This is a genomic window from Halomonas sp. C22, from assembly GCF_007655045.1.
GTDB lineage: Bacteria > Pseudomonadota > Gammaproteobacteria > Pseudomonadales > Halomonadaceae > Vreelandella > Vreelandella hamiltonii.
On the sequence record NZ_VBVC01000006.1, the window covers coordinates 152,580 to 173,433 of the forward strand.

General features: G+C 60.4%; 26 protein-coding genes. 13 read left to right on the forward strand and 13 right to left on the reverse strand.

Annotation, left to right across the window (positions count from 1 at the left end):
- Positions 1 to 17: 17 nt before the first annotated feature.
- On the reverse strand, positions 18 to 539 hold the full coding sequence (gene yjgA, locus FEU76_RS12900) for a ribosome biogenesis factor YjgA (RefSeq protein WP_016913474.1): 522 nt from the start codon (positions 537 to 539) through the stop codon (positions 18 to 20).
- Positions 540 to 635: 96 nt separating this feature from the next.
- Here yjgA and pmbA point away from each other — a divergent pair, with 96 nt between their 5' ends.
- Positions 636 to 1,976 carry a metalloprotease PmbA gene (gene pmbA, locus FEU76_RS12905; protein ID WP_144983544.1) on the forward strand — a complete coding sequence of 447 codons (1,341 nt, stop codon included), beginning with the start codon at positions 636 to 638 and terminating at the stop codon, positions 1,974 to 1,976.
- 6 nt (positions 1,977 to 1,982) lie between these two features.
- Here the strand turns inward: pmbA and FEU76_RS12910 are convergent, their stop codons facing one another.
- From FEU76_RS12910 to FEU76_RS12955, 10 genes are all read right to left on the reverse strand, one after another.
- Positions 1,983 to 2,252 (reverse strand): HPr family phosphocarrier protein, encoded by a 270-nt coding sequence (locus FEU76_RS12910; RefSeq protein WP_039177479.1) that lies wholly within the window; start codon positions 2,250 to 2,252, stop codon positions 1,983 to 1,985.
- A gap of 25 nt (positions 2,253 to 2,277) precedes the next feature.
- Positions 2,278 to 3,210, reverse strand: coding sequence for an RNase adapter RapZ (gene rapZ / locus FEU76_RS12915; RefSeq protein WP_039177477.1), 933 nt, complete (start codon positions 3,208 to 3,210; stop codon positions 2,278 to 2,280).
- Between the two features lie 69 nt (positions 3,211 to 3,279).
- Positions 3,280 to 3,747 carry a PTS IIA-like nitrogen regulatory protein PtsN gene (gene ptsN / locus FEU76_RS12920; RefSeq protein WP_039177474.1) on the reverse strand — a complete coding sequence of 156 codons (468 nt, stop codon included), beginning with the start codon at positions 3,745 to 3,747 and terminating at the stop codon, positions 3,280 to 3,282.
- 4 nt (positions 3,748 to 3,751) lie between these two features.
- Positions 3,752 to 4,060: a ribosome hibernation-promoting factor, HPF/YfiA family gene (hpf, locus tag FEU76_RS12925; RefSeq protein WP_027335376.1), complete on the reverse strand. Its 309-nt coding sequence runs from the start codon at positions 4,058 to 4,060 to the stop codon at positions 3,752 to 3,754.
- A 97-nt stretch (positions 4,061 to 4,157) separates the two neighbouring features.
- Entirely contained in the window at positions 4,158 to 5,573 is a 1,416-nt protein-coding gene (locus FEU76_RS12930) for an RNA polymerase factor sigma-54 (protein WP_081137013.1), read from the reverse strand.
- Positions 5,574 to 5,678: 105 nt separating this feature from the next.
- Positions 5,679 to 6,425 carry an LPS export ABC transporter ATP-binding protein gene (lptB, locus tag FEU76_RS12935; protein ID WP_039177787.1) on the reverse strand — a complete coding sequence of 249 codons (747 nt, stop codon included), beginning with the start codon at positions 6,423 to 6,425 and terminating at the stop codon, positions 5,679 to 5,681.
- A gap of 21 nt (positions 6,426 to 6,446) precedes the next feature.
- Positions 6,447 to 6,950 carry a lipopolysaccharide transport periplasmic protein LptA gene (gene lptA / locus FEU76_RS12940; RefSeq protein ID WP_039177461.1) on the reverse strand — a complete coding sequence of 168 codons (504 nt, stop codon included), beginning with the start codon at positions 6,948 to 6,950 and terminating at the stop codon, positions 6,447 to 6,449.
- Positions 6,947 to 7,531 carry an LPS export ABC transporter periplasmic protein LptC gene (lptC, locus tag FEU76_RS12945; protein ID WP_039177459.1) on the reverse strand — a complete coding sequence of 195 codons (585 nt, stop codon included), beginning with the start codon at positions 7,529 to 7,531 and terminating at the stop codon, positions 6,947 to 6,949. Before lptC ends, lptA begins: the two co-directional genes overlap by 4 nt.
- Entirely contained in the window at positions 7,532 to 8,074 is a 543-nt protein-coding gene (locus FEU76_RS12950; RefSeq protein ID WP_039177455.1) for a KdsC family phosphatase, read from the reverse strand.
- Positions 8,075 to 8,108: 34 nt separating this feature from the next.
- A complete protein-coding gene (locus FEU76_RS12955; RefSeq protein WP_039177452.1) occupies positions 8,109 to 9,095 on the reverse strand; it encodes a KpsF/GutQ family sugar-phosphate isomerase in 987 nt (328 codons plus the stop codon).
- A gap of 231 nt (positions 9,096 to 9,326) precedes the next feature.
- Here FEU76_RS12955 and FEU76_RS12960 point away from each other — a divergent pair, with 231 nt between their 5' ends.
- From FEU76_RS12960 to hisD, 9 genes are all read left to right on the forward strand, one after another.
- Positions 9,327 to 10,148 carry an ABC transporter ATP-binding protein gene (locus tag FEU76_RS12960; RefSeq protein ID WP_040460708.1) on the forward strand — a complete coding sequence of 274 codons (822 nt, stop codon included), beginning with the start codon at positions 9,327 to 9,329 and terminating at the stop codon, positions 10,146 to 10,148.
- Entirely contained in the window at positions 10,149 to 10,952 is an 804-nt protein-coding gene (gene mlaE, locus FEU76_RS12965) for a lipid asymmetry maintenance ABC transporter permease subunit MlaE (RefSeq protein ID WP_039177449.1), read from the forward strand. It abuts the gene before it with no gap.
- 13 nt (positions 10,953 to 10,965) lie between these two features.
- Entirely contained in the window at positions 10,966 to 11,430 is a 465-nt protein-coding gene (mlaD, locus tag FEU76_RS12970; protein ID WP_016913488.1) for an outer membrane lipid asymmetry maintenance protein MlaD, read from the forward strand.
- A 39-nt stretch (positions 11,431 to 11,469) separates the two neighbouring features.
- Positions 11,470 to 12,123, forward strand: coding sequence for an MlaC/ttg2D family ABC transporter substrate-binding protein (locus FEU76_RS12975; RefSeq protein WP_039177446.1), 654 nt, complete (start codon positions 11,470 to 11,472; stop codon positions 12,121 to 12,123).
- Positions 12,120 to 12,452 carry an STAS domain-containing protein gene (locus FEU76_RS12980; protein ID WP_039177443.1) on the forward strand — a complete coding sequence of 111 codons (333 nt, stop codon included), beginning with the start codon at positions 12,120 to 12,122 and terminating at the stop codon, positions 12,450 to 12,452. The genes FEU76_RS12975 and FEU76_RS12980 overlap by 4 nt, the downstream gene beginning before the upstream one ends.
- A 136-nt stretch (positions 12,453 to 12,588) precedes the next feature.
- Positions 12,589 to 12,840 (forward strand): BolA family protein, encoded by a 252-nt coding sequence (locus FEU76_RS12985; protein WP_016913491.1) that lies wholly within the window; start codon positions 12,589 to 12,591, stop codon positions 12,838 to 12,840.
- Between the two features lie 10 nt (positions 12,841 to 12,850).
- Positions 12,851 to 14,113 (forward strand): UDP-N-acetylglucosamine 1-carboxyvinyltransferase, encoded by a 1,263-nt coding sequence (gene murA, locus FEU76_RS12990; protein WP_039177440.1) that lies wholly within the window; start codon positions 12,851 to 12,853, stop codon positions 14,111 to 14,113.
- A gap of 29 nt (positions 14,114 to 14,142) precedes the next feature.
- On the forward strand, positions 14,143 to 14,796 hold the full coding sequence (hisG, locus tag FEU76_RS12995) for an ATP phosphoribosyltransferase (protein WP_039177782.1): 654 nt from the start codon (positions 14,143 to 14,145) through the stop codon (positions 14,794 to 14,796).
- Positions 14,797 to 14,809: 13 nt separating this feature from the next.
- On the forward strand, positions 14,810 to 16,129 hold the full coding sequence (gene hisD / locus FEU76_RS13000) for a histidinol dehydrogenase (protein ID WP_144983546.1): 1,320 nt from the start codon (positions 14,810 to 14,812) through the stop codon (positions 16,127 to 16,129).
- Between the two features lie 18 nt (positions 16,130 to 16,147).
- On the opposite strand, the gene FEU76_RS13005 is transcribed toward hisD, so the two are convergent.
- Entirely contained in the window at positions 16,148 to 17,392 is a 1,245-nt protein-coding gene (locus FEU76_RS13005; RefSeq protein WP_096923169.1) for a S1C family serine protease, read from the reverse strand.
- A 139-nt stretch (positions 17,393 to 17,531) separates the two neighbouring features.
- Here FEU76_RS13005 and FEU76_RS13010 point away from each other — a divergent pair, with 139 nt between their 5' ends.
- A complete protein-coding gene (locus FEU76_RS13010; RefSeq protein ID WP_144983548.1) occupies positions 17,532 to 18,293 on the forward strand; it encodes a Nif3-like dinuclear metal center hexameric protein in 762 nt (253 codons plus the stop codon).
- Between the two features lie 55 nt (positions 18,294 to 18,348).
- Here FEU76_RS13010 and FEU76_RS13015 read toward each other — a convergent pair whose 3' ends face one another.
- Positions 18,349 to 18,861: a YhcB family protein gene (locus FEU76_RS13015; protein WP_260851405.1), complete on the reverse strand. Its 513-nt coding sequence runs from the start codon at positions 18,859 to 18,861 to the stop codon at positions 18,349 to 18,351.
- A 168-nt stretch (positions 18,862 to 19,029) separates the two neighbouring features.
- Here FEU76_RS13015 and zapE point away from each other — a divergent pair, with 168 nt between their 5' ends.
- A complete protein-coding gene (gene zapE / locus FEU76_RS13020) occupies positions 19,030 to 20,211 on the forward strand; it encodes a cell division protein ZapE (protein WP_039177429.1) in 1,182 nt (393 codons plus the stop codon).
- Between the two features lie 201 nt (positions 20,212 to 20,412).
- Complete coding sequence (rplM, locus tag FEU76_RS13025; RefSeq protein WP_016913499.1) at positions 20,413 to 20,841, forward strand: 50S ribosomal protein L13; 429 nt, start codon at positions 20,413 to 20,415, stop codon at positions 20,839 to 20,841.
- Positions 20,842 to 20,854 lie beyond the last annotated feature (13 nt).

Consider the following 20,854-nt stretch of genomic DNA (forward strand, 5'->3'; position numbering starts at 1 on the left):
CATCGTTGGTGTGGGGGTCAGAGCGCCAGCGTATCGCGCAAGTGCTTGAACAGCTTGCGCGCGCTGGTCGGCGGTTTACCTTGCTCACGCTCCTTGCGGGCGTTACGCACCAGCTGACGCAGGGTCTGGCGGTCGGCATCGGGGTAGTCGGCAAGGAACAGGTCGACGGCGTCGTCACCCTCGTCGACCAGCCGATCACGCCATTTTTCCAGTCGATGAAAGGCATGGTCGCGCTGCTCTTTCTCTTGCTCGATGGCATCGAATACCCCCTGGATGGCGGCTAGATCCTCCTTGCGGATCAACTTGCCCACGTACTGCATGTGGCGGCGGCGGCCTTCATGGGAGCGGATGCGCGAGGTTTCCTCGATGGCCCGCAACATATCGTCAGACAGCGGAAAGCGGGCTCGTTCGGCGGGTTTCATGGCAATCAAGGTTTCGCCAAGCGCCTGAAGAGCATGCATTTCACGCTTGAGCTGGGATTTACTGGGACGCTCTTCCTGCTCGTCAATATCGAGGGGCTCGGGGCGTTGCTTAGGCATACAGACACTCACTGATTTGGATTCGTCGGCAGCATTATATCAGGCTGCGACCATAACATTGATTCGCCAATGCAATTGAGGCGAAAAGGAGACCACATGGCACAGGCATTTGATGCAGCAGCGCAACAGGCGCTACTGGCGCAGCGGGCGGAAGAAGCCCTTGGCCTGGCGAAAACGCTGGGCGCCGATGCCGCTGAAGTAGGCGCCAGTGTCGACCAGGGGGTGGGCGTCAGCGTACGGCTCGGCGAGGTCGAGACCGTCGAGCTTTCCCGTGACCAGGGAATCGCCATTACGGTCTACGTTGGCCAGCGCAAGGGGAGCGCCTCCTCCACGGATGCCAGCAGCGCCTCGCTGCGCGCCACGGTGGAAAAGGCCCTGGCAATTGCGCGCTATACCGGCGAAGACCCTGCTGCCGGGTTGGCAGACGCTGCGCTGATGGCGACCCGGCTGCCGGATCTCAAGGTGCACCACCCGTGGGCGCTCTCGACCGAGCAGGCCATCGAGCTGGCGCTGCGCTGTGAACAGGCGGGGCGCAGCGTGTACGGTATTCACCAGTCCGAAGGTGCCTCGTTGTCCAGTGGCGAGGGCGTGCGGGTCTACGCCAATAGCCATGGCTTTCTAGGTACCCAAAAGGGCAGCAGCCATTCGCTGTCCTGCATGCTGATCGCCCAGGATGACAAGGGTATGCAGCGCGACTATGACTACACGTCGGCACGCAATCCCGTACAGCTGCGTGACCCGGAGGACGTCGGGCGCGAAGCGGCCGCACGCACCCTGCGGCGGCTGGGTGCGCGCAAGCCGCCCACCGGTACGTTTCCCGTGCTGTTCGACCCAACCCTGGCCGCAGGCCTGGTAGGCCACCTGATGGGCGCGTTGGCGGGCGGGGCGTTATATCGTGAAGCATCGTTCTTGTGTGATCGCCTGGGCAGCCCGCTTTTCCCGGAGTGGATGGGGCTGGAGGAGCGCCCCATGGAAGTCGGCGCCACGGCCAGCTCGCCCTTCGACGCCGAGGGTGTGCAGACCCGAGATAACCGTTTCATCGAGCAGGGCAGGATCGCCAGCTACATGCTGTCTGCCTACAGCGCGCGTCGCCTGGGTATGCAGTCGACGGGGAACGCTGGCGGAGCGCGTAACCTGCGTCTGTTGGCCCCGCTGACACCGCGTCACGAGCTGTTGCAGCAGATGGGGCGGGGTATTTGGGTCACCGAGCTGATGGGGCAGGGGGTCAATGCTGTGACGGGTGACTACTCTCGCGGTGCGGCCGGTTTCTGGGTGGAGAATGGCGAGGTACAGTACCCCATCGAAGAGTTCACCATTGCCAGCAATCTCAACACCATGTTCGCTGGCCTGATGGGGATTGGCGATGATACCGATACGCGTGGCAGCATTCATACCGGCAGCTGGCTGGTGGACGCCATGACGGTGGCGGGCAGCTGACGAGGGTTACTGATCCTCGTCGAAGCGGGCGTCGAACAGGGCCTGGATGGCATCGAGGGCCTGGTCGGCGTCTTCACCTTCTGCGGTAATGGTGAGTGACGTACCGCAGGGGGCCGCCAGCATCAGCAGCGACATGATGTTGGCCGCATCGGCCTTTTGCTGCTGTTTGTACACGTGAATGCGGGCTGAAAACTGCTGGCCGCACTTGACCAATTTGGTGGCGGCGCGGGCATGAAGGCCGCGTTGGTTGGTCAGCGTTAAGGTTCTTTCAGGCACTCTGGTTCCTTTTTGCCGAGTGATATCAGGGCGACGTCGTGTCGCTGGGAGGGGTGGAAGAAGCGGCATCGACGGTAGCGGGTAATTCGCTCAGCGTGTACTGCAAGCCCAATTCCCGGTGTCTGAGCTGAATAGCGCCAGTGCGCTTGACCAGCGATTGCGCCAGTTGCTCGACCATGTAGACAGAGCGATGCTGTCCGCCGGTACAGCCAATGGCCACGGTCATATAGCTGCGTTGACTGCTTTGGTAAGCAGGTAGCCATTTCTCCAGCCAGGCATGAATATCGTCACGCATGTCATCGACGATGGGGTAGCCACTCAAGAAGGCCTTGATGTTGGCGTCGCGTCCGGTGAACTGCCGCAAGCTGGGGTCCCAATAGGGGTTGGGCAGGCAGCGCACGTCGAACACGATATCGGCATCCATGGGTACGCCCCGTTTGTAGCCGAAAGATTCGAACGTCAGGGTCAACTGGTCACGCCGCTGATGAGCAACCTGATCGGTGATGCGGCGGCGTAGGTCGTGTACCGAAAGACGCGACGTATCGATCAGCAGGTCAGCCAGGTCCCGAATCTCGAGCAGGGTTTCTTCTTCCTTGTTGATGGCCTCTTCCAGGGTCATGTCGCTATCCCGCGTCAGCGGGTGGCGCCGACGGGTGGCCGAGTAGCGCTCCAGCAGAATGCGAGCGTCCGTGGTCAGGTAGATGACCTGAAAACGGATCTGACGCTGGCGTAGTTCTTCCAGCAGAGCAGGCAACTGTTCCAGTGCAGTAGGCAAGTTGCGCGCATCGATGCTGACGGCCAAATGAGTACGCCCCCCCTGTTGACGCAGTTCATCGACCAGCGAGCCCAGCAGCATGGCAGGCAGGTTGTCGATGGCGTAATAGCCAAGATCTTCCAGAGCCTGTAGGGCGATGGACTTACCGGACCCTGAACGGCCGCTAATGATCACCAGCTGCATAGCGCATCTCTCTTGGCTTGAGAAGGAATAGGGGGTTACCGACGGCCTTGCTGCCCGGCAAAGGCTGCGCTAGGCAGCCTGCTCGCGAATCTTGTCGGTCAACAGCGTCAGCAGTTCACGCTGGCTGCTGACATTGCGCAATTGCTGACGTGTGGCTGCGTCGTTCATGATCGTGGCGACCTGACCCAATAGCGCCAAATGCGTATCATCGGCTTCTTCGGGTACCAGCAGCACGAACACCAGATCGACGGGGTCACCATCGATGGCATCGAAGTCGACGGGTTCGGCCAGCTTGAGAAAACCGGCAATGGGCGTGCTGCAGTGAGGACTGCGTGCGTGGGGAATGGCCACGCCATTGCCGATGCCGGTACTGCCCAGCCGTTCACGGCCAATCAATCGACTGAAGACTTCCTGGCTATCCAGGCTGGGCGTGTTTTGAGCGATAAAGGTGCTGAAAAACTCCAGCACCCTTTTTTTGCTGCCCCCGGGCACGTCGTACAGCACGCGCTCCGGGGGGAGAATGGTTTCCAACGTCATCGGGTTAACGCACGCCAGCGCCTTGGGCGCGGGCTTGTGCTTTTTCCTTGTGTTTTACGAGCTGACGGTCGATTTTGTCCGCCAGGGCGTCAATGGCTGCGTACATGTCGTTGTCCAGCGCTTCGGCATGAAGGTCGGCTCCTGCTGCGTGCAGGGTGCAGGCGGCTTGCTGGCGCTCCTTTTCAACAGATAAGGTGACCTGGACGGTCGTGATGTTGTCGTAGTGACGTTCAACGCGTTCCAGCTTTTCGTTTACGTAGTCACGCAAGGCGTCAGTCAGTTCAACGTGATGACCAGTGATGTTTACTTGCATTGACGTGCTCCTTATCCATCGGACTGTACTTCGATTGTAACCCTTTTTGGGCCATTGCAAAGCCCTCGTCGAGAGTTTGTTGGGCGAGAGCGTTTAACTAGCGTAAACGACGGCGCTCACTCGACGAAGGTATACCCATCGACTCACGGTACTTGGCCACGGTGCGGCGGGCCACGGTAATGCCGCCCGCTTCCAGCAGGGTGACCAGACGGCTGTCGGAGAGTGGCTTGCCCGGAGGCTCGTCCTGAATCAGTTTCTTGATGCGTGCTCGAATGGCCGTGCTGGAATGGCTGTCGCCACCTTCCTGGCCGCTGACTTGGCTGGAGAAGAAGTACTTGAGCTCGAACACCCCGCGCGGGGTATGAATGTATTTCTGGGTAGTGACCCGCGAGATGGTCGATTCATGCATCTCCACCGCTTCGGCGATATCGGCCAGAATCAGCGGTTTCATGGCTTCTTCGCCATGCTCCAGAAAGCCGATCTGCCGAGCAATGATCTCGCGCCCCACGCGCAGCAGGGTGTCGTTGCGGCTCGAAAGGCTTTTGATCAGCCAGCGAGCCTCCTGGAGATGCTCTTTCAGAAACTGGTTGTCCTGGCTCTTGTCGGCGCGTTTGATCAGGCTGGCGTAGTCGGGCTGAATACGCAGTCGAGGCAGCGCTTCCGGGTTGAGTTCCAGGTGCCAGCCCTCGTGATCGTGGCGTACCACCAGATCTGGCGTGACATAGCTGTCGTCGGTGATGCCGTAGGCGCTTCCAGGCCTGGGGTCAAGGCTGCGAATTAAACGGATGACATCGTCCAACTGCTCGTCGTCGAGGCTCAGGCGTCGCTTTAGCAAGCGCATGTCGTCCTTGCCGAGAGCTTCGAGAAACTGGCGTACCAGGCGTTTGGCAGGCATCAGCAGCGGGGTGTCTTCGGGCAGCGAGGCCAGCTGCAGCATCAGGCACTCCCGCAGGTCACGGGCAAATACTCCGGTGGGTTCAAACTGCTGAAGGCGCAGCAGGGTGTTTTCGACCTCGCGCTGGCTCAGGCCGTCGTGGCCTTGTGCCTTGAGCCCCTCGCGAATGTCGTTGAGAGGCTGGGTCAGGTAGCCGTTGGCATCCAGCGCATCGATGAGGCTTTCGGCGATGGCATGTTCACGGGAGGAGAAGTCGGTCATGGCCAATTGCCAAAGCAGGTGACCGTGCAGGCTCTGCCCCGCCGCCTGACGCTCGAAGTCCGGGCCTTCGCTGCTGCCGCCCATGCTCCCCATGTCCTGGTACGTGTCGGACCAGTCGCTGTCTACGGAAAGCTCGCTGGGGATGCTGTCTGCCCACTCGGCTTCCTGAGGCTCGCTGACGGCCTGTTCGCCAAACTCATCTTCCTGCTCGAGCATGGGGTTGGCATCCAGCGCCTGCTGAATTTCTTGACGAAGGTCCAGCGTCGATAGCTGAAGCAGCGCAATGGCCTGCTGCAGCTGAGGTGTCATGGTCAGCTGTGTGCCGATGCGCAGTTGAAGAGAAGCTTTCATGACCATCTGAGAACCACTCGTTAATCAGAAAGCTCCACCCTAGAGCGACTCTCCGTTTGGTGCAAGTGCAATAAGCATGCCACTAAATAAAATGTCTTCGTGGGCCATTGTTTAAAGCCGGAAGTCGGCGCCCAGATAGACGTCGCGTACCTTCTGGTTATTGAGGATTTCCTGGGGGTTTCCACTGGCGATGATGTGTCCGTCGCCAACAATGTAGGCAATATCGCAGATATCCAGAGTTTCACGCACGTTGTGGTCGGTGATGAGGACGCCAATATGACGCTTCTTGAGGGCGCGTATGATCGATTTGATATCGCCCACGGAAATGGGGTCGACGCCGGCAAATGGTTCATCCAGCAGAATGAAGGCAGGTTCGGTGGCCAGCGAGCGAGCGATTTCCACCCGCCGCCGCTCGCCGCCCGAGAGGCTCATGCCCAGGTTGTCGCGAATATGGGTGATGTGAAAATCTTCCAGCAGAGATTCGAGCTTGGCTTCTCGGCTGCTGCGGTCGAGCTCACGACGCGTTTCCAGAATGGCCATGATATTGTCGGCCACCGACAGTTTGCGAAAGATCGATGCTTCCTGAGGCAGGTAGCCGATGCCTGCCAGGGCACGCTCATGCATCGGCGCCCGGGTCAGGTCGAGATCGTCGATGCCCACTTTGCCAGCATCGGCCTTCACCAGGCCGACGATCATGTAGAACGAGGTGGTCTTGCCTGCGCCGTTGGGGCCTAGCAGGCCAACGACACTGCCTTGGGCAATTTCCAGGTTGATATCCTTGACCACGCGGCGGCGCTTGTAACTCTTGGCCAGATGCTGTGCATGGAGCGTCTTGACCGCTGCAGTGTCGGGGCTGATGGCTGTCACGAGGGGCTCTCTCTATTGCTCGGGCTGTAAGGTCATGCGGATGCGTTGCGGTGCGCTGCCGCTGACATCGGAGCGTGCTTGGACCACCCCGCGGTCGATGAAGTATTCGAGCCGTCCACCCTGGAAGCGATCCCCTTGCTGGGTCAGTTCGGCCTGGTCGATCAACTCTACACGCCGCTCGGACACATGGTAGACGATGCGCCGCGCCCAGCCTTCCATGGGCGTCGTCTGGTCTTCCAGCTGGTTGCGCAGGTAGGCACGCTCGCCCGTGGCGACGGCCCGGGAGAGCTCGCCCGCCTCGTTGCGATGAATTTCGACACGCTCTCCGCGCAGCTGCATTTCACCTTGGCGAATGTCGACGTTGCCGGTATAGACCGCCGTGCCCGCACGTTGGTCCAGGTCCAGGCGGTCGGCTTCCACTTCAACGGGGGCCTGTTGTTGAGCAGCGGCAGGCAGTACGCCTACCACCATGGGAACGGCAAGGGCGAACAGTGCCGTACGAAGCAGGGCGTTCATGGCGACTCCTGAGAAGATTGGGGGGCGGGCGGATGCACGCCGCGCACGTTATCGATCAAACTGACACGGCTGTCGTCCAGCCAGACATCCATGCGTGAGGCTTCGATGCGTTGAGGTGGCTGCTGCAGTACCACAGGGGTGTCGCTCCAGGCATGACGCTCCAGTCCATCATAGTGCAGCAGGTCGGTATCCAGCTGCCAGCCTTCGTCCGGCGCCAGCAGGCGCGCGGATCCGGCCAGGGTCAGCGCCTGGGAGTCCATGTTCAAGGTGCCGGTGTCGGCAATGGCCAGCCATTCACGCTGCTCGCTGTCGAACAGGGTGGCGCGTGGTGACGTCACGTGGGTCATGGCCGCCTGCGGGGTATGTACCAGACGCGGTGCCACCAAGGATTGCTGAAGCGTGCCGTCTTCACCGAACAGGGTGATTTCGGCATTTTCCAGCACGTGTCCGGGCTCTTGGGCCTGGGCCTCGGGGTCTACTTCACGCTGTTGAGGGGCGCGTGGGTCCAGCCACACCAACAGCCCACCCAGGGTGATGACCAGGCCCGACAGCCAGACGCGTTTTCTCACCCTGATGCCCATTCAGACGGAACCGTGCAGATAAGTGTCGAGTACGGCGTCCCAGTGCCCCTGGCTGGTGAGCAGCGTGTCACAGATTTCGCGCACGGCGCCATGCCCGCCCAGGCGATCGGTAATCCAGTCGGCGTGGGTGTGCATGTAGTCGGGGGCGTTGGGCACAGTGATGCCGACGCCGGAGCGCTTGATCGGCGCGAGGTCCGGGAGGTCGTCGCCACAGAACGCAACCTGTTCCAGGGTAATGTCTAACCGTTGGCATAGCCCGCGCAGGGTGGCGAGCTTGTCTTCACAGCCTTGGTAGACATGGCTGATGCCCAGCGCTGCGGCACGCTGACTGACCATGGGAGAGTCACGGCCGGTAATCAGCGCGACATGAATGCCGACCCGTTTGAGCAGCTTCAGCCCGTGGCCATCCTGGGTGTGAAAGGCCTTGATTTCGATGCCATCGGCCTGGAAGTACAGGCGGCCGTCGGTCAGCACGCCGTCCACGTCCAGGGCCAGCAGTTTTACACGGCGTATACGATCTAAAAGTGCGTCAGGTAGGGCCATAGAGCCTCCGTATCATCCATCATTGGATCATGGGTCAGATAACGCCGCTTGCCAGCAGGTCATGCATATGCAGAGCGCCAATCGGGCGCTGCTGTTCATCGACCACGGCCAGCGCCGTGATACGACTATCTTCCATTATACGCACGGCTTCGGCCGCCAGAACGTCGGGGCCGATGCGTTTGCCTGGCCGTGTCATGACGTCGTCCACCTTGACGTCGCGCAGGTCGTGAAACTGGTCCAGCGTGCGCCGCAGGTCGCCATCGGTATAGACACCAGCCAACCTGCCCTGGCTATCGATGACGCAGGTAAAGCCGAGCCCCTGGCGGGTGATTTCAAGCAGGGCATCGCGCAGTGGGCTGCCCAGTGCAACCCGAGGAAGCCGAGAGCCATCGTGCATCAGATCACGCACGCGCAGCAGCAGTCGCTTGCCCAGGCTGCCGCCAGGATGCGAGAGCGCGAAATCTTCGGCCGTGAAACCGCGTGCTTCCAGCAGTGCGACGGCCAGCGCGTCACCTAGCGCAAGCGCTGCCGTCGTCGAGCTGGTGGGGGCCAGATCCAGTGGGCAGGCTTCACGTTCGACGCCGCTGTCCAGGTGGGCCTCGGCGTGACGTGCCAGGGTCGAATCAGGGCGCCCCGTCATGCTGATCAAGGGAGTTCCCAAGCGCTTGAGCAGCGGCAGCAGAGCCGTGACTTCGCCGGTTTCACCCGAGTTCGACAGGGCCAGCACCACATCGCCCCGGGTAATCATGCCGAGGTCGCCGTGGCTGGCTTCTCCGGGATGAACAAAGAAGGCGGGCGTGCCGGTACTGGCCAGGGTGGCCGCCAGTTTTCCGGCGATATGGCCGGATTTGCCCATGCCGGTCACCACCACACGACCCTTGCAAGCCAGGATCAGCTGGCAGGCACGGTCGAAGCTCTCGTCCAGCTTGGCTTGCAGGCCGCCAATCGCGGCTTGCTCTATCTGCAGTGTCCGCAGTGCGCTTTCACGCAGTGAGCTGGGTGGGGTGGGAGGCTGGGGCATGGTCGGTCTCGTTCTCGTCATCACGGTTGATAGTTTTCAAGAATAACATCTTGCGGCGGCTTTTAGCCAAACCACTGGCAGGCCGTGGCCAGCAGGCAAGGTGCGCGTGGCTGTTCCTGTGGGTGGCGTTAGGATACGATGTTCGATAATATTTCGAAAACACTGTTTTTTAAACCGCCGATCCGGGCTCGACATGCCCGCGTCGGCGAGCGAACGAGGGGTGTGATGCCCATGACGGATATGCCCTTTATCCAGGTGGAGGATGTGTACTTTTCCCGCGGCGACCACGATATCTTTCGTGGCGTGAGCATGAGCATTCCGCGTGGGAAAGTCACTGCCATCATGGGGCCCAGCGGAACCGGCAAGACCACCCTGTTGAAATTGATCGGCGGGCAACTGGTGCCTGATCGGGGGCGCGTGCTGATCGATGGGCAGGACGTGCATCGGCTGTCTCGCAAGGCGCTGTTTGCGCTGCGCAAGCGAATGGGCATGCTGTTTCAGAGTGGCGCGCTGTTTTCCGATCTGGATGTCTTCGAGAACGTCGCTTTTCCACTACGCGTGCATACCGACCTGCCCGATACCATGATTCGTGACCTGGTGTTGATGAAGCTGCAGGCCGTGGGCCTGCGCGGAGCGCGCCACCTGTCGCCTGCCGAGCTTTCGGGCGGCATGGCCCGCCGCGTGGCGCTGGCGCGGGCCGTGGCACTGGACCCGGAGCTGATTCTTTACGATGAGCCGTTCGTGGGCCAGGACCCCATTTCCATGGGCGTACTGGTGCAGCTCATCAAGCGCTTGAACCAGGCCATGTCGCTGACCTCCGTGGTGGTTTCCCATGACATCAAGGAAACCCTGAGCATTGCCGACTACCTCTACCTGATCGCCGATGGCCAGGTGGTGGCGCATGGCACGCCGGCGTCGCTGGATGTCAACGAGGACCCCAGAGTCAGTCAGTTCATGCATGGTGAGCCGGACGGCCCTGTGCCGTTTCACTATCCTGGCAACACCCTTTACCGAGACATTCTCGGTCACGATCCAGCAAGCGGGGCAGGGTAAATGCAGTCAAGACTCTTACAGTGGGTAGCGCCCATCACGCGATTGGGGCGCAAGGGATGCGAGATGGTGGAAGCGCTGGGGCGCGCGGCAGTGTTTCTCGCGCAGTCGGCGGTCGGGGTGCCTTCCCGTGAGGGGTGGGCTCTGTGGCTTCGTCAAATGCATTTTGTCGGCGTGCTTTCTCTGGCCATCGTGCTGGTGTCCGGACTGTTCATCGGCATGGTGCTGGCGCTTCAGGGCTACACCATTCTGGTGGATTTTGGTGCCGAGCAGGCATTGGGGCAGATGGTGGCGCTGTCGTTGCTGCGAGAGCTGGCCCCGGTGGTGGCAGCGCTGCTTTTTGCAGGGCGGGCCGGCTCGGCGTTGACCGCCGAGATTGGTTTGATGAAGGCCACCGAACAGTTGACCAGCATGGAAATGATTGGCGTCGACCCGCTGCGTCGCGTAGTGGCCCCGAGGCTTTGGGCCGGATTCGTGGCGCTGCCGATCCTCACGGTGGGGTTCAGTGTGGTCGGTATCTGGGGCGGCTATCTGGTCGGCGTCGAGTGGCTGGGCGTTTTCGAAGGCTCTTACTGGAGCAACATGCAGTCCAGCGTCTCGTTCATCAATGATGTCGGTAACGGCATGATCAAGAGTCTGGTGTTTGCCCTGGTGGTGACCTGGATCGCCGTTTTCCAAGGGTATGATCTGATTCCCACGTCCGAAGGCATTTCTCGGGCGACCACCCGTACGGTGGTGTACTCATCGCTGGCGGTGCTGGGGCTGGATTTCGTTTTAACCGCCGTCATGTTCGGCGGCCTTCAATAGCTGGGGTGGTGTCATGAAGCGCAGTAAAACCATGGAGTTTGGCGTTGGTCTATTCATGTTGGCGGGGATCATCGGCCTGGTCTTTCTGGGGCTGAGAGTCAGCGGTTTGACGCTTTCGGGCGCGTCTGACACGTTCCGCCTGGAGGCCAACTTCTCCAATATCGGCGGCCTCAAGCCGCGTGCCCGTGTCACCATGGCGGGCGTGACCGTTGGACGTGTCGAGGCCATCGAGCTGGACCGGGAGTGGTACGACGCACGCGTGGTGCTGAGCCTGAACAGTGACCTGGAAGGCCAGCTTTCGCAGGATACCACGGCGGCCATTCTGACGGCTGGGCTGCTGGGTGAGCAGTACATTGGTTTGAGTGTGGGCGGTGCCCCTGAGGTGCTACAAGACGGTGACACGATTCGCGACACGCAATCGGCCCTGGTGCTGGAAGAACTTATTCAGCAGTTCGTGTCCAATATGGTCAGCAACTAAGCATCCATGGTGATGGTGCGTGATTACAGAGGTGTAACGATGCAAAAGATGACAGCAACTTTTTCCCGCTGGTTTGCCCTGGCCCTGCTGCTGATGGCTTTGCCTGCCTTGGCCAAGGCGCAGTCTCAGTCGCCCGAACAGATGATTCGCGACAACATCGAAGGGTTCATGGCGCAAATCGAAGGGCGTGAAGACTACTATGCCAACAATCTCGATGAGCTGAAGGCGCTGGTCAACGATAGCCTGGATGACATTGCCGATTTCCGTTATATCGGTGCCAGCGTCATGGGCAGCTATTTCCGCAATGCCACGCCAGAGCAGCGCAGCCGTTTTGCGGATGTCTTCCGCCAGACGCTGATCGATACCTACACGCGTGGTCTGGTGACCTTCGACTACGACGAGCTGCGTGTGTTGAGCCAACAGCGTGCCCAGCGTCACGAAGATCAGGCCAGTGTCGATATGGAAGTGGTGGCCAACAATGGTCAGGTCTACCCGGTCAGCTACAGCCTGCGCCTGGCCAATGGTGAATGGCGCGTGGTCAACGTGATCGTCAATGGTATCAACCTGGGCCTCACGTTCCGCAATCAGTTCGATCAGGCCATGCGTGAAAACAATCGCGATTACGATGCGGTCATTCGCGGCTGGTCGCCGGATATCGGCGTCGAAGAGCTGGAGCAAGGGGGCGATGCGTGAGCACGCTGCTCGACCGCCCGAATGTCTCACTGGCCGAGCAACCGGATGGGCTGGTGGTGTCCGGTGACTTGAGCATGAACGCCGCCGCCGATGTGGCGGCGGCAGGAGTAAGCTGGCTGCGAACCACCCGCGCCACGTCGGTTCAGTTCGATTTCAGCGGTGTCGATGGTGCCAGTAGTGCTGCCTTGAGCGTGATGTTCGAGTGGCTGAGAGCGAGCCAGGTCAGGCAGTTGCCGGTGAGCGCGATCGTGCTATCGCCGCCGCTCCAGCGTCTGGCGACGCTGGCAGAGCTGGAGCCCTTGATAGCTCAGCACAGCCCCGTGCAGTAATCCTTCTCCATAAAGCAGCCTGCGGGCTGCTTTCTTCTATCCGTCATGCTGCCAACATCGCCAAGCGTGATGCTTTTCTTTATCATGTGGCTTTTCCGCACATTCTTTTCATGACCCCAAAGGAGTTTCCTGGCTTATGCAACCCAACGAGGTCAAAGCACTGCTTGAATCCCGCATCGATGGGTGTGAGTTTCACATCCAGGGAGAAGGCTGCAATTTTCAGGTTATTGCGGTTGGCGAAGCCTTTGAAGGTCTTTCACCTGTAAAGCGCCAGCAACTGGTCTACGCCGCGCTGAGTGATGAAATCGCGTCCGGTGCCCTCCACGCTATCAGCATCAAAACGTTTACCCCGACGCAGTGGCAAACTGCATCGCAAAGCGCTGAGTAACGGCCTGCCCATGGATAAGCTGATTATTACCGGCAACGGTTGCGTTGACGGAGAAGTGTGGGCCAGTGGCGCCAAGAACGCGGCGCTGCCCATTCTGTGTGCCAGCCTGTTGGCCGATGGCCCCGTCGTGATCGGCAATTTGCCGCACTTGCAGGATATCACCACGACGCTGGAGCTGTTGGGCCGGATGGGCGTCGAGCCCGTCATGGGCGAGAAGCTGAGCATTCAGTTGGATGGCTCTCAAGTGACTCAGTGCCATGCGCCTTACGAGCTGGTCAAGAAAATGCGCGCCTCGATTCTGGTGCTGGGCCCGTTGTTGGCGCACTTCGGCAAGGCCGACGTCTCGCTGCCTGGCGGGTGTGCCATCGGTTCGCGCCCGGTGGATCTGCATCTGCGTGGTCTGGAGGCCATGGGTGCCGAAATCCACGTGGAAGCGGGCTATATTCGTGCGCGCGTAGATGGACGCCTCAAGGGTGCCACGATCTTCTTCGATACGGTGACCGTGACAGGCACCGAGAACCTGCTGATGGCCGCTACCCTGGCCGATGGCCGTACCATTCTTGAAAATGCTGCTCGTGAGCCCGAAGTCGTGGACCTTGCCGAGTGCCTGATCAAGATGGGCGCGAAGATCAAGGGGCATGGCACCGATACCATCATCATCGATGGGGTGCCTTCCCTGCACGGCTGTGAACACGATGTGATGCCGGACCGTATCGAAACCGGAACGTTTCTGGTGGCGGCCGCCATGACCGGTGGGCGTGTCAAGGTCAAGCGCACTCGCGCCGATATCCTCGAAGCGGTGTTGGCCAAGCTGGAAGAGGCCGGTGCCGAGATCACCAGTGGTGACGACTGGATCGCGCTGGACATGCACGGCAAGCGCCCCAAGGCCGTCAACATTCGCACGGCGCCGTATCCGGCATTTCCCACCGACATGCAGGCGCAGTTCGTGGCCATGAATGCGGTGGCGGAAGGGCACTCGCGTGTCGTGGAAACGATCTTCGAGAACCGTTTCATGCATGTGCAGGAGCTCAATCGCATGGGCGCCAATATCGTGCTGGAAGGTAACGCTGCGCTCATCCAGGGCGTCGACAAGCTGTCCGGTGCACCGGTCATGGCGACGGACCTGCGTGCCTCGGCGTCTCTGGTGATTGCGGCCATGATGGCCGAAGGCGAGACGCTGGTGGATCGTATCTATCATATCGATCGCGGTTATGAGTGTATCGAGGAAAAACTTCAGCTGCTGGGGGCGAAGATTCGTCGCATTCCCGGCTAAGCCATGTGACCAACCATTGGCCTTACATCATGAGTAAGCAATTGATCCTGGCCCTTTCGAAAGGGCGTATTCTGGACGAAACGCTGCCGCTGTTGGCAGATGCGGGCATTACGCCCGCAGAAGATTTGAGCAAGAGTCGCAAGCTGCTGTTCGATACCAACCTGCCGGATGTGAAGCTGGTCATCATTCGCGCCACCGATGTGCCTACCTATGTGCAGTTAGGGGCCGCCGATGTGGGCGTGGCGGGCAAGGATGTGCTGCTGGAGCACGGTGCCGAGGGGCTGTACGAGCCGCTGGATCTGGACATTGCTCGCTGCAAGCTGATGACGGCAGGCGTGACCGGGCAACCACCGGCACGAGCTCGTCGCCGGGTGGCGACCAAGTTCGTCAACGTGGCGCGCCGCTACTACGCCGAGCAGGGCATTCAGGCAGAGGTGATCAAGCTGTACGGTGCCATGGAGCTGGCGCCGTTGATGAACCTCGCCGATGAAATCGTCGATATCGTCGATACCGGCAATACGCTGCGTGCCAATGGCATGGAGCCAAGGGAATTGATTGCCCATATCAGTACCCGTCTGGTGGTCAACAAGGCGGCCATGACCATGAAGCATGATCGTATCAAGCCGCTGTTGGCGCGTTTGGAAAGTGCCGTAAAGCAACGTCAATTGCAGCCTGCCGAATGACACGAGGTTTGCCATGAGTGAGACAACCACTGCCACCATTGCTCGGCTCTCTACCACTGAGCCGGGCTTCCATCGTCAGCTGGATACGCTGCTGGACTGGGAGGGCGTGTCCGATAGCGCCGTGCAGGCCCGTGTCGATGAAATACTGGCGGACGTCAAACAGCGCGGTGATCGGGCCGTCATCGATGCCACCAATCGCTTCGATCGGCTGGCCGTCGACTCCATGGAGCAATTGCGCCTGTCGCCCGAGCAGTTGAAAACGGCGTATGAGGGGCTGCCGTCGGAACAGCGTGAAGCGCTGGCCGTGGCAGCGGAGCGCATTCGTCGCTACCACGAGCGGCAGAAGCCGGAGTCCTGGCAGTATCAAGAGGCCGATGGCACGGTGCTGGGGCAAAAGGTGACGCCACTGGACCGCGCTGGTATCTATGTGCCGGGCGGCAAGGCGGCCTATCCTTCTTCGGTGCTGATGAATGCGATACCCGCCCACGTGGCTGGTGTTCGTGAGATCGTCATGGTGGTGCCGACCCCTGACGGTGTACTGAACGATCTGGTGCTTGCGGCGGCACATCTGGCCGGTGTCGATCATGTTTTCACCATCGGTGGGGCGCAGGCCGTTGCAGCATTGGCTTATGGCACCCAGAGCGTACCTCGTGTCGACAAGATCGTGGGCCCTGGCAACATTTACGTGGCCACCGCCAAGCGTGCGGTATTCGGGCAGGTAGGCATCGACATGATTGCCGGGCCGTCAGAAATCATGGTGGTCTCCGATGGGCAGACCGACCCTGATTGGTTGGCCATGGATCTGTTCTCCCAGGCCGAGCATGATGAAGATGCCCAGGCGATTCTGGTCAGTTGGGACGCCGAGCATCTGGATGCCGTCGCGGCTTCCATCGAACGGCTGCTGCCTACGCTGGAGCGCGAGGAGATTGCGCGTGCTTCGCTCAAGCGCCGGGGGGCGCTGATTCTCTGTCAGCACCCGGCCGACGCCGTCGAGATGATCAACCGCATAGCGCCGGAGCACCTGGAGCTTTCCGTGGCCGAGCCCGAGGCGTGGCTAGAGGAGATCCGCCATGCAGGCGCCATCTTCATGGGGCGTCATACGTCGGAGGCCTTGGGCGACTACTGCGCGGGTCCCAATCACGTGCTGCCGACGTCCGGCACGGCGCGTTTCTCGTCACCGCTGGGGGTTTATGACTTCCAGAAGCGCTCTTCGATCATTCACTGCTCTCCTGAAGGAGCGTCCGAACTGGGCAAAGTGGCGTCGGTCCTCGCCCGAGGCGAATACCTGACGGCGCATGCACGCTCGGCCGAGTATCGTATTCGCAGCAAGTGAGGTATGGGTGGAGCGGCTTCAGGAGCCGCTCTGCCGATCTTCGGACGTCGCATTGGTGGGCACGGGGCGCTCGCCCACTTCCAGGGTGACTTCCATGCGCTCACCGCTGCGCACGATGGTCAGGGGAAGCTTGGTACCCGGTGGGATAGAGGCAATCTCGCTCATGGTGGCACGAGCATCCATGATGACCTGGTCGTCGATGGAAAGCAGTACATCGCCGGGCTGCAGCCCTGCCTCCGCTGCGGGCCCACCGCTGACCACGCCAGCCACGATGACGCCTTGGGGAGTGCGTAACCCAAACGAGGCGGCCAGTTCCCGCGATAACGCCTGAGCCTCGATGCCCAGCCAGCCGCGAATCACCCGGCCGCGGGTGACCAGTTCGTCGAGGATGCTGTGGGCAAGGTTGGCCGGAATGGCGAAACCGATTCCCTGTGAGCCGCCCGAGCGTGAAAAGATCGCCGTATTGATGCCCACCAGTGCGCCGTCAGGATTGACCAGCGCCCCGCCCGAGTTGCCTGGGTTGATGGCCGCGTCGGTTTGAATGAAATCTTCGTAGGCATTCAGCCCCAGGTGGCTGCGCCCCGTGGCGCTGATGATCCCCATGGTCACCGTCTGCCCCACGCCGAAGGGGTTGCCGATCGCCAGCGCCACATCGCCCACGGCCACTTCCTTCGAATCGGCCAGCTCAATCACGGGCAGGTTGTCCAGTTGAATACGCAACACTGCCAGATCGCTTTCCGGGTCGGTGCCAATCACTTGGGCCAGGGTTTCGCGGCCATCGCGCAGCGCCACTTGTATCTGGTCGGCGCCGCTGATCACGTGGTGGTTGGTGAGCACGTAACCATCGTCACTGACGATGACGCCAGAGCCCAGGCTGGAGAGCATGCGTTGATGGGTCGTCGCATCGTCGCCGCTGAAGAACTGCTGGAAGAATGGGTCGGACATCAGCGGGTGCTGGTCCCGTGACACGATGCGCGACGAGTAGATGTTGACCACTGCTGGCGCGGCCTGATTGACAGCGTTGGCGTAGCTGGCCGGACCCTGGCTGCGAGAGAGCGGTGCTGCCTGACGGATATCTGGGGCAGGGCGGTTGGCCGTTGGTTGGTTGCCAGTCGCGACCAGTGCAGGCTGTGGCTCGACGGTGGTGGGCGTCGCCTGACGAAACGGGTTGGGAATCTGCTGGGGGAAGGCCAGCAGAATGACTGCGGCCAGCAGAAGGCCCGTGGTAATGGGCCAGAGATAGGGCAGCACAAAGCGGTGCATGCAAGCATTCCTCAGCGGATGGCGGTCTTCAGCAGGTCGCGAGGTTCGCGATAACGTGCAGCGAGTTTACAATAGACGATATGGTAACACTTTACGCTGCGCTTCCCCACGGGGCAGCGGCAACTATTAAGGAGTCCGCGTGAACCATCGTGATCAACTCGTCGCTGCTTGTGACCACCAGCTCCGCGCTGGCCAATTCAAGGATTACACCATCAATGGCCTGCAAGTCGAAGGGCGAGAGGAAGTGCGGCGGGTCATGACCGGCGTGACGGCGTGCCAGGCGCTGCTCGATGAGGCGGTGGCCTGGCAGGCAGATATGGTGCTGGTTCATCACGGCTATTTCTGGAAGAACGAGCCAGTGGCGATTACCGGGATGAAGCAGAAGCGCATCAAGACGCTGATGGCCCACGATATGAGTTTGCTGGCGTATCACTTGCCTCTGGATGCCCATGCGGAGTTGGGCAATAACGCCGAATTGGCGCGGCGCCTGGGATGGAAGGTAGAGGGATGTCTGGACGGCGAGCTGGGCGAAGGATTGCTGTGGTCGGGGCGATTGGTGACACCTCAACCTCTGGCCGCGTTGGCGGAGCAGTTGAGCCATACCCTTCAGCGTCAGGCGCTGGTCGTCGAGGCGCCGCTGGCGGGGCCAGTGGAGCGAATTGCCTGGTGTACCGGTGGGGCGCAGGACATGATCACGGCTGCCCACGAAGCAGGTGCTCAAGTATTCGTGTCAGGAGAGATTTCCGAGCGTACCACGCACCTGGCGCGCGAGCTGGGTATTCACTACATCGCGGCTGGGCACCATGCCACCGAGCGTTATGGGGTGCAGGCGCTGGGTGATTGGCTGGCCAGCCAGTTCGATGTCGAGCATCGTTTCGTGGATATCGACAACCCGGCCTGACTCGGAGAAAAGTGCGCGCTGTCAGGGCGCTCAGGGGCGCCCTGGCGAGCGTAGATCAGTAGCGTGGGGGTTGCGCAAGCGTATCGCTGTCCGATTTCTGATGCTCTTTCAATCCGAACCCTTCGGAGAGCGTGCCGTTCTTGCCAGCCGCGTAATCGCGGGGCATGGCAAGGTCGGCATCGTTTTCTGCCGTGGCCGCTGCTTTGTGATGGGAGGTCTTGACGCTGGTGAGCTGCCATTGAGCTGCCTCGTCGGCAATCTGCGCTTCGATCTGATTTGTCTCTTGGCGGATGCTGTCAAGGCGTTGCTGAATGCCGGTCAGGCTGCTGCCCATGGCTTTTTTCAGTTCCGCAATCTTGTGCTCGCGCTCCAGCAGCGTTTGCTTCAGCGCAGCCGTGTCTCTCTCGCTCTTGCTGAACAGGCGATAGCAGGCAAGGCCAATGAGAAAGCCAACGATGAGACCTACAACGGCAAAAGTGATTGGCGAGCTTGCTTCCACGGTATTCTCCCTAATAATGATGCGCGCCATGTCATCGATGGCATGGCGTCGCCGATCGCACAGCTGCATGGACGGACCCATTATAGGCGCGTCACGGCTGGTCGGGTCAATCCGCTCATGCGCTTAGCGTTCAACCCGCGTATAATTAGGCTCTTTTTATCGGTCAGGCCAGTGCTCGGCGTGCGTGCCATTGTGCGCCGAAGCAAGTGCTTGACTACGGGCTGCGGGAGTATCTTCATGTCATCAGTATCTGCACGCCAGGCGTCTGAACACCCCCGTCGCCTGACGCCACTGGAGCGTTACCAACAGGATTTGACGCGCAGTGACTTTCAATACGACCCGGCTCAGGAGCAGGCGGTCAAGCATCTCCAGCGCCTTTACGATGATCTGTTGTCGGCTTCCACGACCGTACCCAAGGCTGTGGTCGCAAGCAAAGGGTTGAAGGCGAAGATGGCAGGTCTGCTGGGCAAGCGCAGTGAGCCGGGCAAGCCCCCGGTGCCCCAGGTGAAGGGGCTCTACTTCTGGGGTGGGGTCGGGCGCGGCAAGACCTACCTGGTGGATACGTTTTATGACGCCTTGCCCTTTCCTGAAAAAATGCGCACGCACTTTCATCGGTTCATGCAGCGGGTGCATAACGAGTTGACGCACTACAAGGGTGAGAAAAACCCGCTGACGCTGATTGCCGGCAAGTTTGCAACCGAGGCTCGGGTGATCTGTTTCGACGAGTTTTTCGTCAAGGACATCACGGATGCCATGATTCTGGCCAATCTCATGGAGGCGCTGTTCGAGCGTGGTGTCGTGCTGGTGGCGACCTCCAATATCATCCCTGATGAGCTCTACAAGGATGGCCTGCAGCGCGCTCGGTTCCTGCCTGCCATCGAGCTGGTCAATCGCCACTGTGACGTCGTGAATGTGGACTCGGGGATCGATTATCGGTTGCGGGCGCTGGAGCGTGCGGAAATTTTCCATGCGCCGCTGGATGAGGCTGCCGACAAGGAGCTGGCGCGCAGCTTCAAGGAGATTGCCGGTCAGGCGGGAGAAGAGGGCGCGCCGCTGGAAATCAACCGCCGTGTGCTGAAAACGCGTCGACTTCATGAGGATGTCGTCTGGTTCGAATTTGCCGAACTGTGTGACGGGCCGCGTAGCCAGAACGACTATATCGAGCTTGCTCGAGAGTTTCATACCGTGCTGGTGGCCAATGTGCCGCGCATGGATGCCAAGCGCGACGATCAGGCGCGCCGCTTCATCAATATGGTGGACGAGTTTTATGATCGGGGCGTCAAGCTCTTGATGTCGGCAGAAGTGCCCGTCGAGTCGCTTTACAGTGACGGCAAGCTGACCTTCGAATTTCAGCGGACGCTGTCTCGCCTGCAGGAGATGCAGTCCCGGGAGTATCTGGCGCTGCCGCACAAACCCTGAGCGCCTCTGTTGCCTGAGTGCGATGCCAAGGGCGTGCGAGAAAAGTGAAGATGGCACTTAACTTGTCCACTCACTTGCTGTAGAATGCCGCCTCGCTGTACGTTGCAGTCTTTTTCTGACTGCAACCAAAAAGAATAGGGATGGTGCTTCGCTATCAAGTGGCGCAAGTTACCCAACACACTTAATCTGGTGATTTCATCCATGAAGACGTTCAGTGCTAAGCCGCAGTCCGTCCAGCGCGACTGGTATGTTGTCGACGCTACGGACAAAACGCTCGGTCGTCTGGCAACCGAGATTGCTCGCCGCCTGCGTGGCAAGCATAAGCCCGAATTTACCCCTCACGTTGATACCGGCGACTACATCGTTGTCATCAATGCCGAGAAAGTCCAGGTGACCGGTAACAAGGCGAAGGCCAAGACCTACTACCGCCATACTGGTTACCCGGGCGGTCTGCGCTCCATGACCTTCGACAAGATGCTGGACCACGCTCCCGAGCGCATCATCGAGTCTGCTGTCAAGGGCATGCTGCCGAAAGGCCCGCTGGGTCGCGCCATGTATTCCAAGTTGAAAGTGTACGCAGGTGCCGAGCATCCGCATGCTGCCCAGCAGCCGCTTGAACTGAACATCTGAGGAAATCTTCGCC

Excerpts from the sequence above, each read along its gene's own strand:
- mlaD (WP_016913488.1), top strand. The coding sequence starts at position 10,966 with ATGAAGCGCAGTAAAACCATGGAGTTTGGCGTTGGTCTATTCATGTTG.
- hpf (WP_027335376.1), bottom strand. The coding sequence starts at position 4,060 with ATGCAAGTAAACATCACTGGTCATCACGTTGAACTGACTGACGCCTTG.
- ptsN (WP_039177474.1), bottom strand. The coding sequence starts at position 3,747 with ATGACGTTGGAAACCATTCTCCCCCCGGAGCGCGTGCTGTACGACGTG.
- FEU76_RS12930 (WP_081137013.1), bottom strand. The coding sequence starts at position 5,573 with ATGGTCATGAAAGCTTCTCTTCAACTGCGCATCGGCACACAGCTGACC.
- FEU76_RS12975 (WP_039177446.1), top strand. The coding sequence starts at position 11,470 with ATGCAAAAGATGACAGCAACTTTTTCCCGCTGGTTTGCCCTGGCCCTG.
- hisD (WP_144983546.1), top strand. The coding sequence starts at position 14,810 with ATGAGTGAGACAACCACTGCCACCATTGCTCGGCTCTCTACCACTGAG.
- murA (WP_039177440.1), top strand. The coding sequence starts at position 12,851 with ATGGATAAGCTGATTATTACCGGCAACGGTTGCGTTGACGGAGAAGTG.
- FEU76_RS12955 (WP_039177452.1), bottom strand. The coding sequence starts at position 9,095 with ATGCCCCAGCCTCCCACCCCACCCAGCTCACTGCGTGAAAGCGCACTG.
- FEU76_RS13015 (WP_260851405.1), bottom strand. The coding sequence starts at position 18,861 with ATGCAGCTGTGCGATCGGCGACGCCATGCCATCGATGACATGGCGCGC.
- FEU76_RS13005 (WP_096923169.1), bottom strand. The coding sequence starts at position 17,392 with ATGCACCGCTTTGTGCTGCCCTATCTCTGGCCCATTACCACGGGCCTT.
- pmbA (WP_144983544.1), top strand. The coding sequence starts at position 636 with ATGGCACAGGCATTTGATGCAGCAGCGCAACAGGCGCTACTGGCGCAG.
- lptA (WP_039177461.1), bottom strand. The coding sequence starts at position 6,950 with ATGAACGCCCTGCTTCGTACGGCACTGTTCGCCCTTGCCGTTCCCATG.
- zapE (WP_039177429.1), top strand. The coding sequence starts at position 19,030 with ATGTCATCAGTATCTGCACGCCAGGCGTCTGAACACCCCCGTCGCCTG.
- lptC (WP_039177459.1), bottom strand. The coding sequence starts at position 7,531 with ATGGGCATCAGGGTGAGAAAACGCGTCTGGCTGTCGGGCCTGGTCATC.
- FEU76_RS12985 (WP_016913491.1), top strand. The coding sequence starts at position 12,589 with ATGCAACCCAACGAGGTCAAAGCACTGCTTGAATCCCGCATCGATGGG.
- yjgA (WP_016913474.1), bottom strand. The coding sequence starts at position 539 with ATGCCTAAGCAACGCCCCGAGCCCCTCGATATTGACGAGCAGGAAGAG.
- FEU76_RS12960 (WP_040460708.1), top strand. The coding sequence starts at position 9,327 with ATGACGGATATGCCCTTTATCCAGGTGGAGGATGTGTACTTTTCCCGC.
- mlaE (WP_039177449.1), top strand. The coding sequence starts at position 10,149 with ATGCAGTCAAGACTCTTACAGTGGGTAGCGCCCATCACGCGATTGGGG.
- hisG (WP_039177782.1), top strand. The coding sequence starts at position 14,143 with ATGAGTAAGCAATTGATCCTGGCCCTTTCGAAAGGGCGTATTCTGGAC.
- rplM (WP_016913499.1), top strand. The coding sequence starts at position 20,413 with ATGAAGACGTTCAGTGCTAAGCCGCAGTCCGTCCAGCGCGACTGGTAT.
- rapZ (WP_039177477.1), bottom strand. The coding sequence starts at position 3,210 with ATGCAGCTGGTGATCATTAGCGGCCGTTCAGGGTCCGGTAAGTCCATC.
- FEU76_RS12950 (WP_039177455.1), bottom strand. The coding sequence starts at position 8,074 with ATGGCCCTACCTGACGCACTTTTAGATCGTATACGCCGTGTAAAACTG.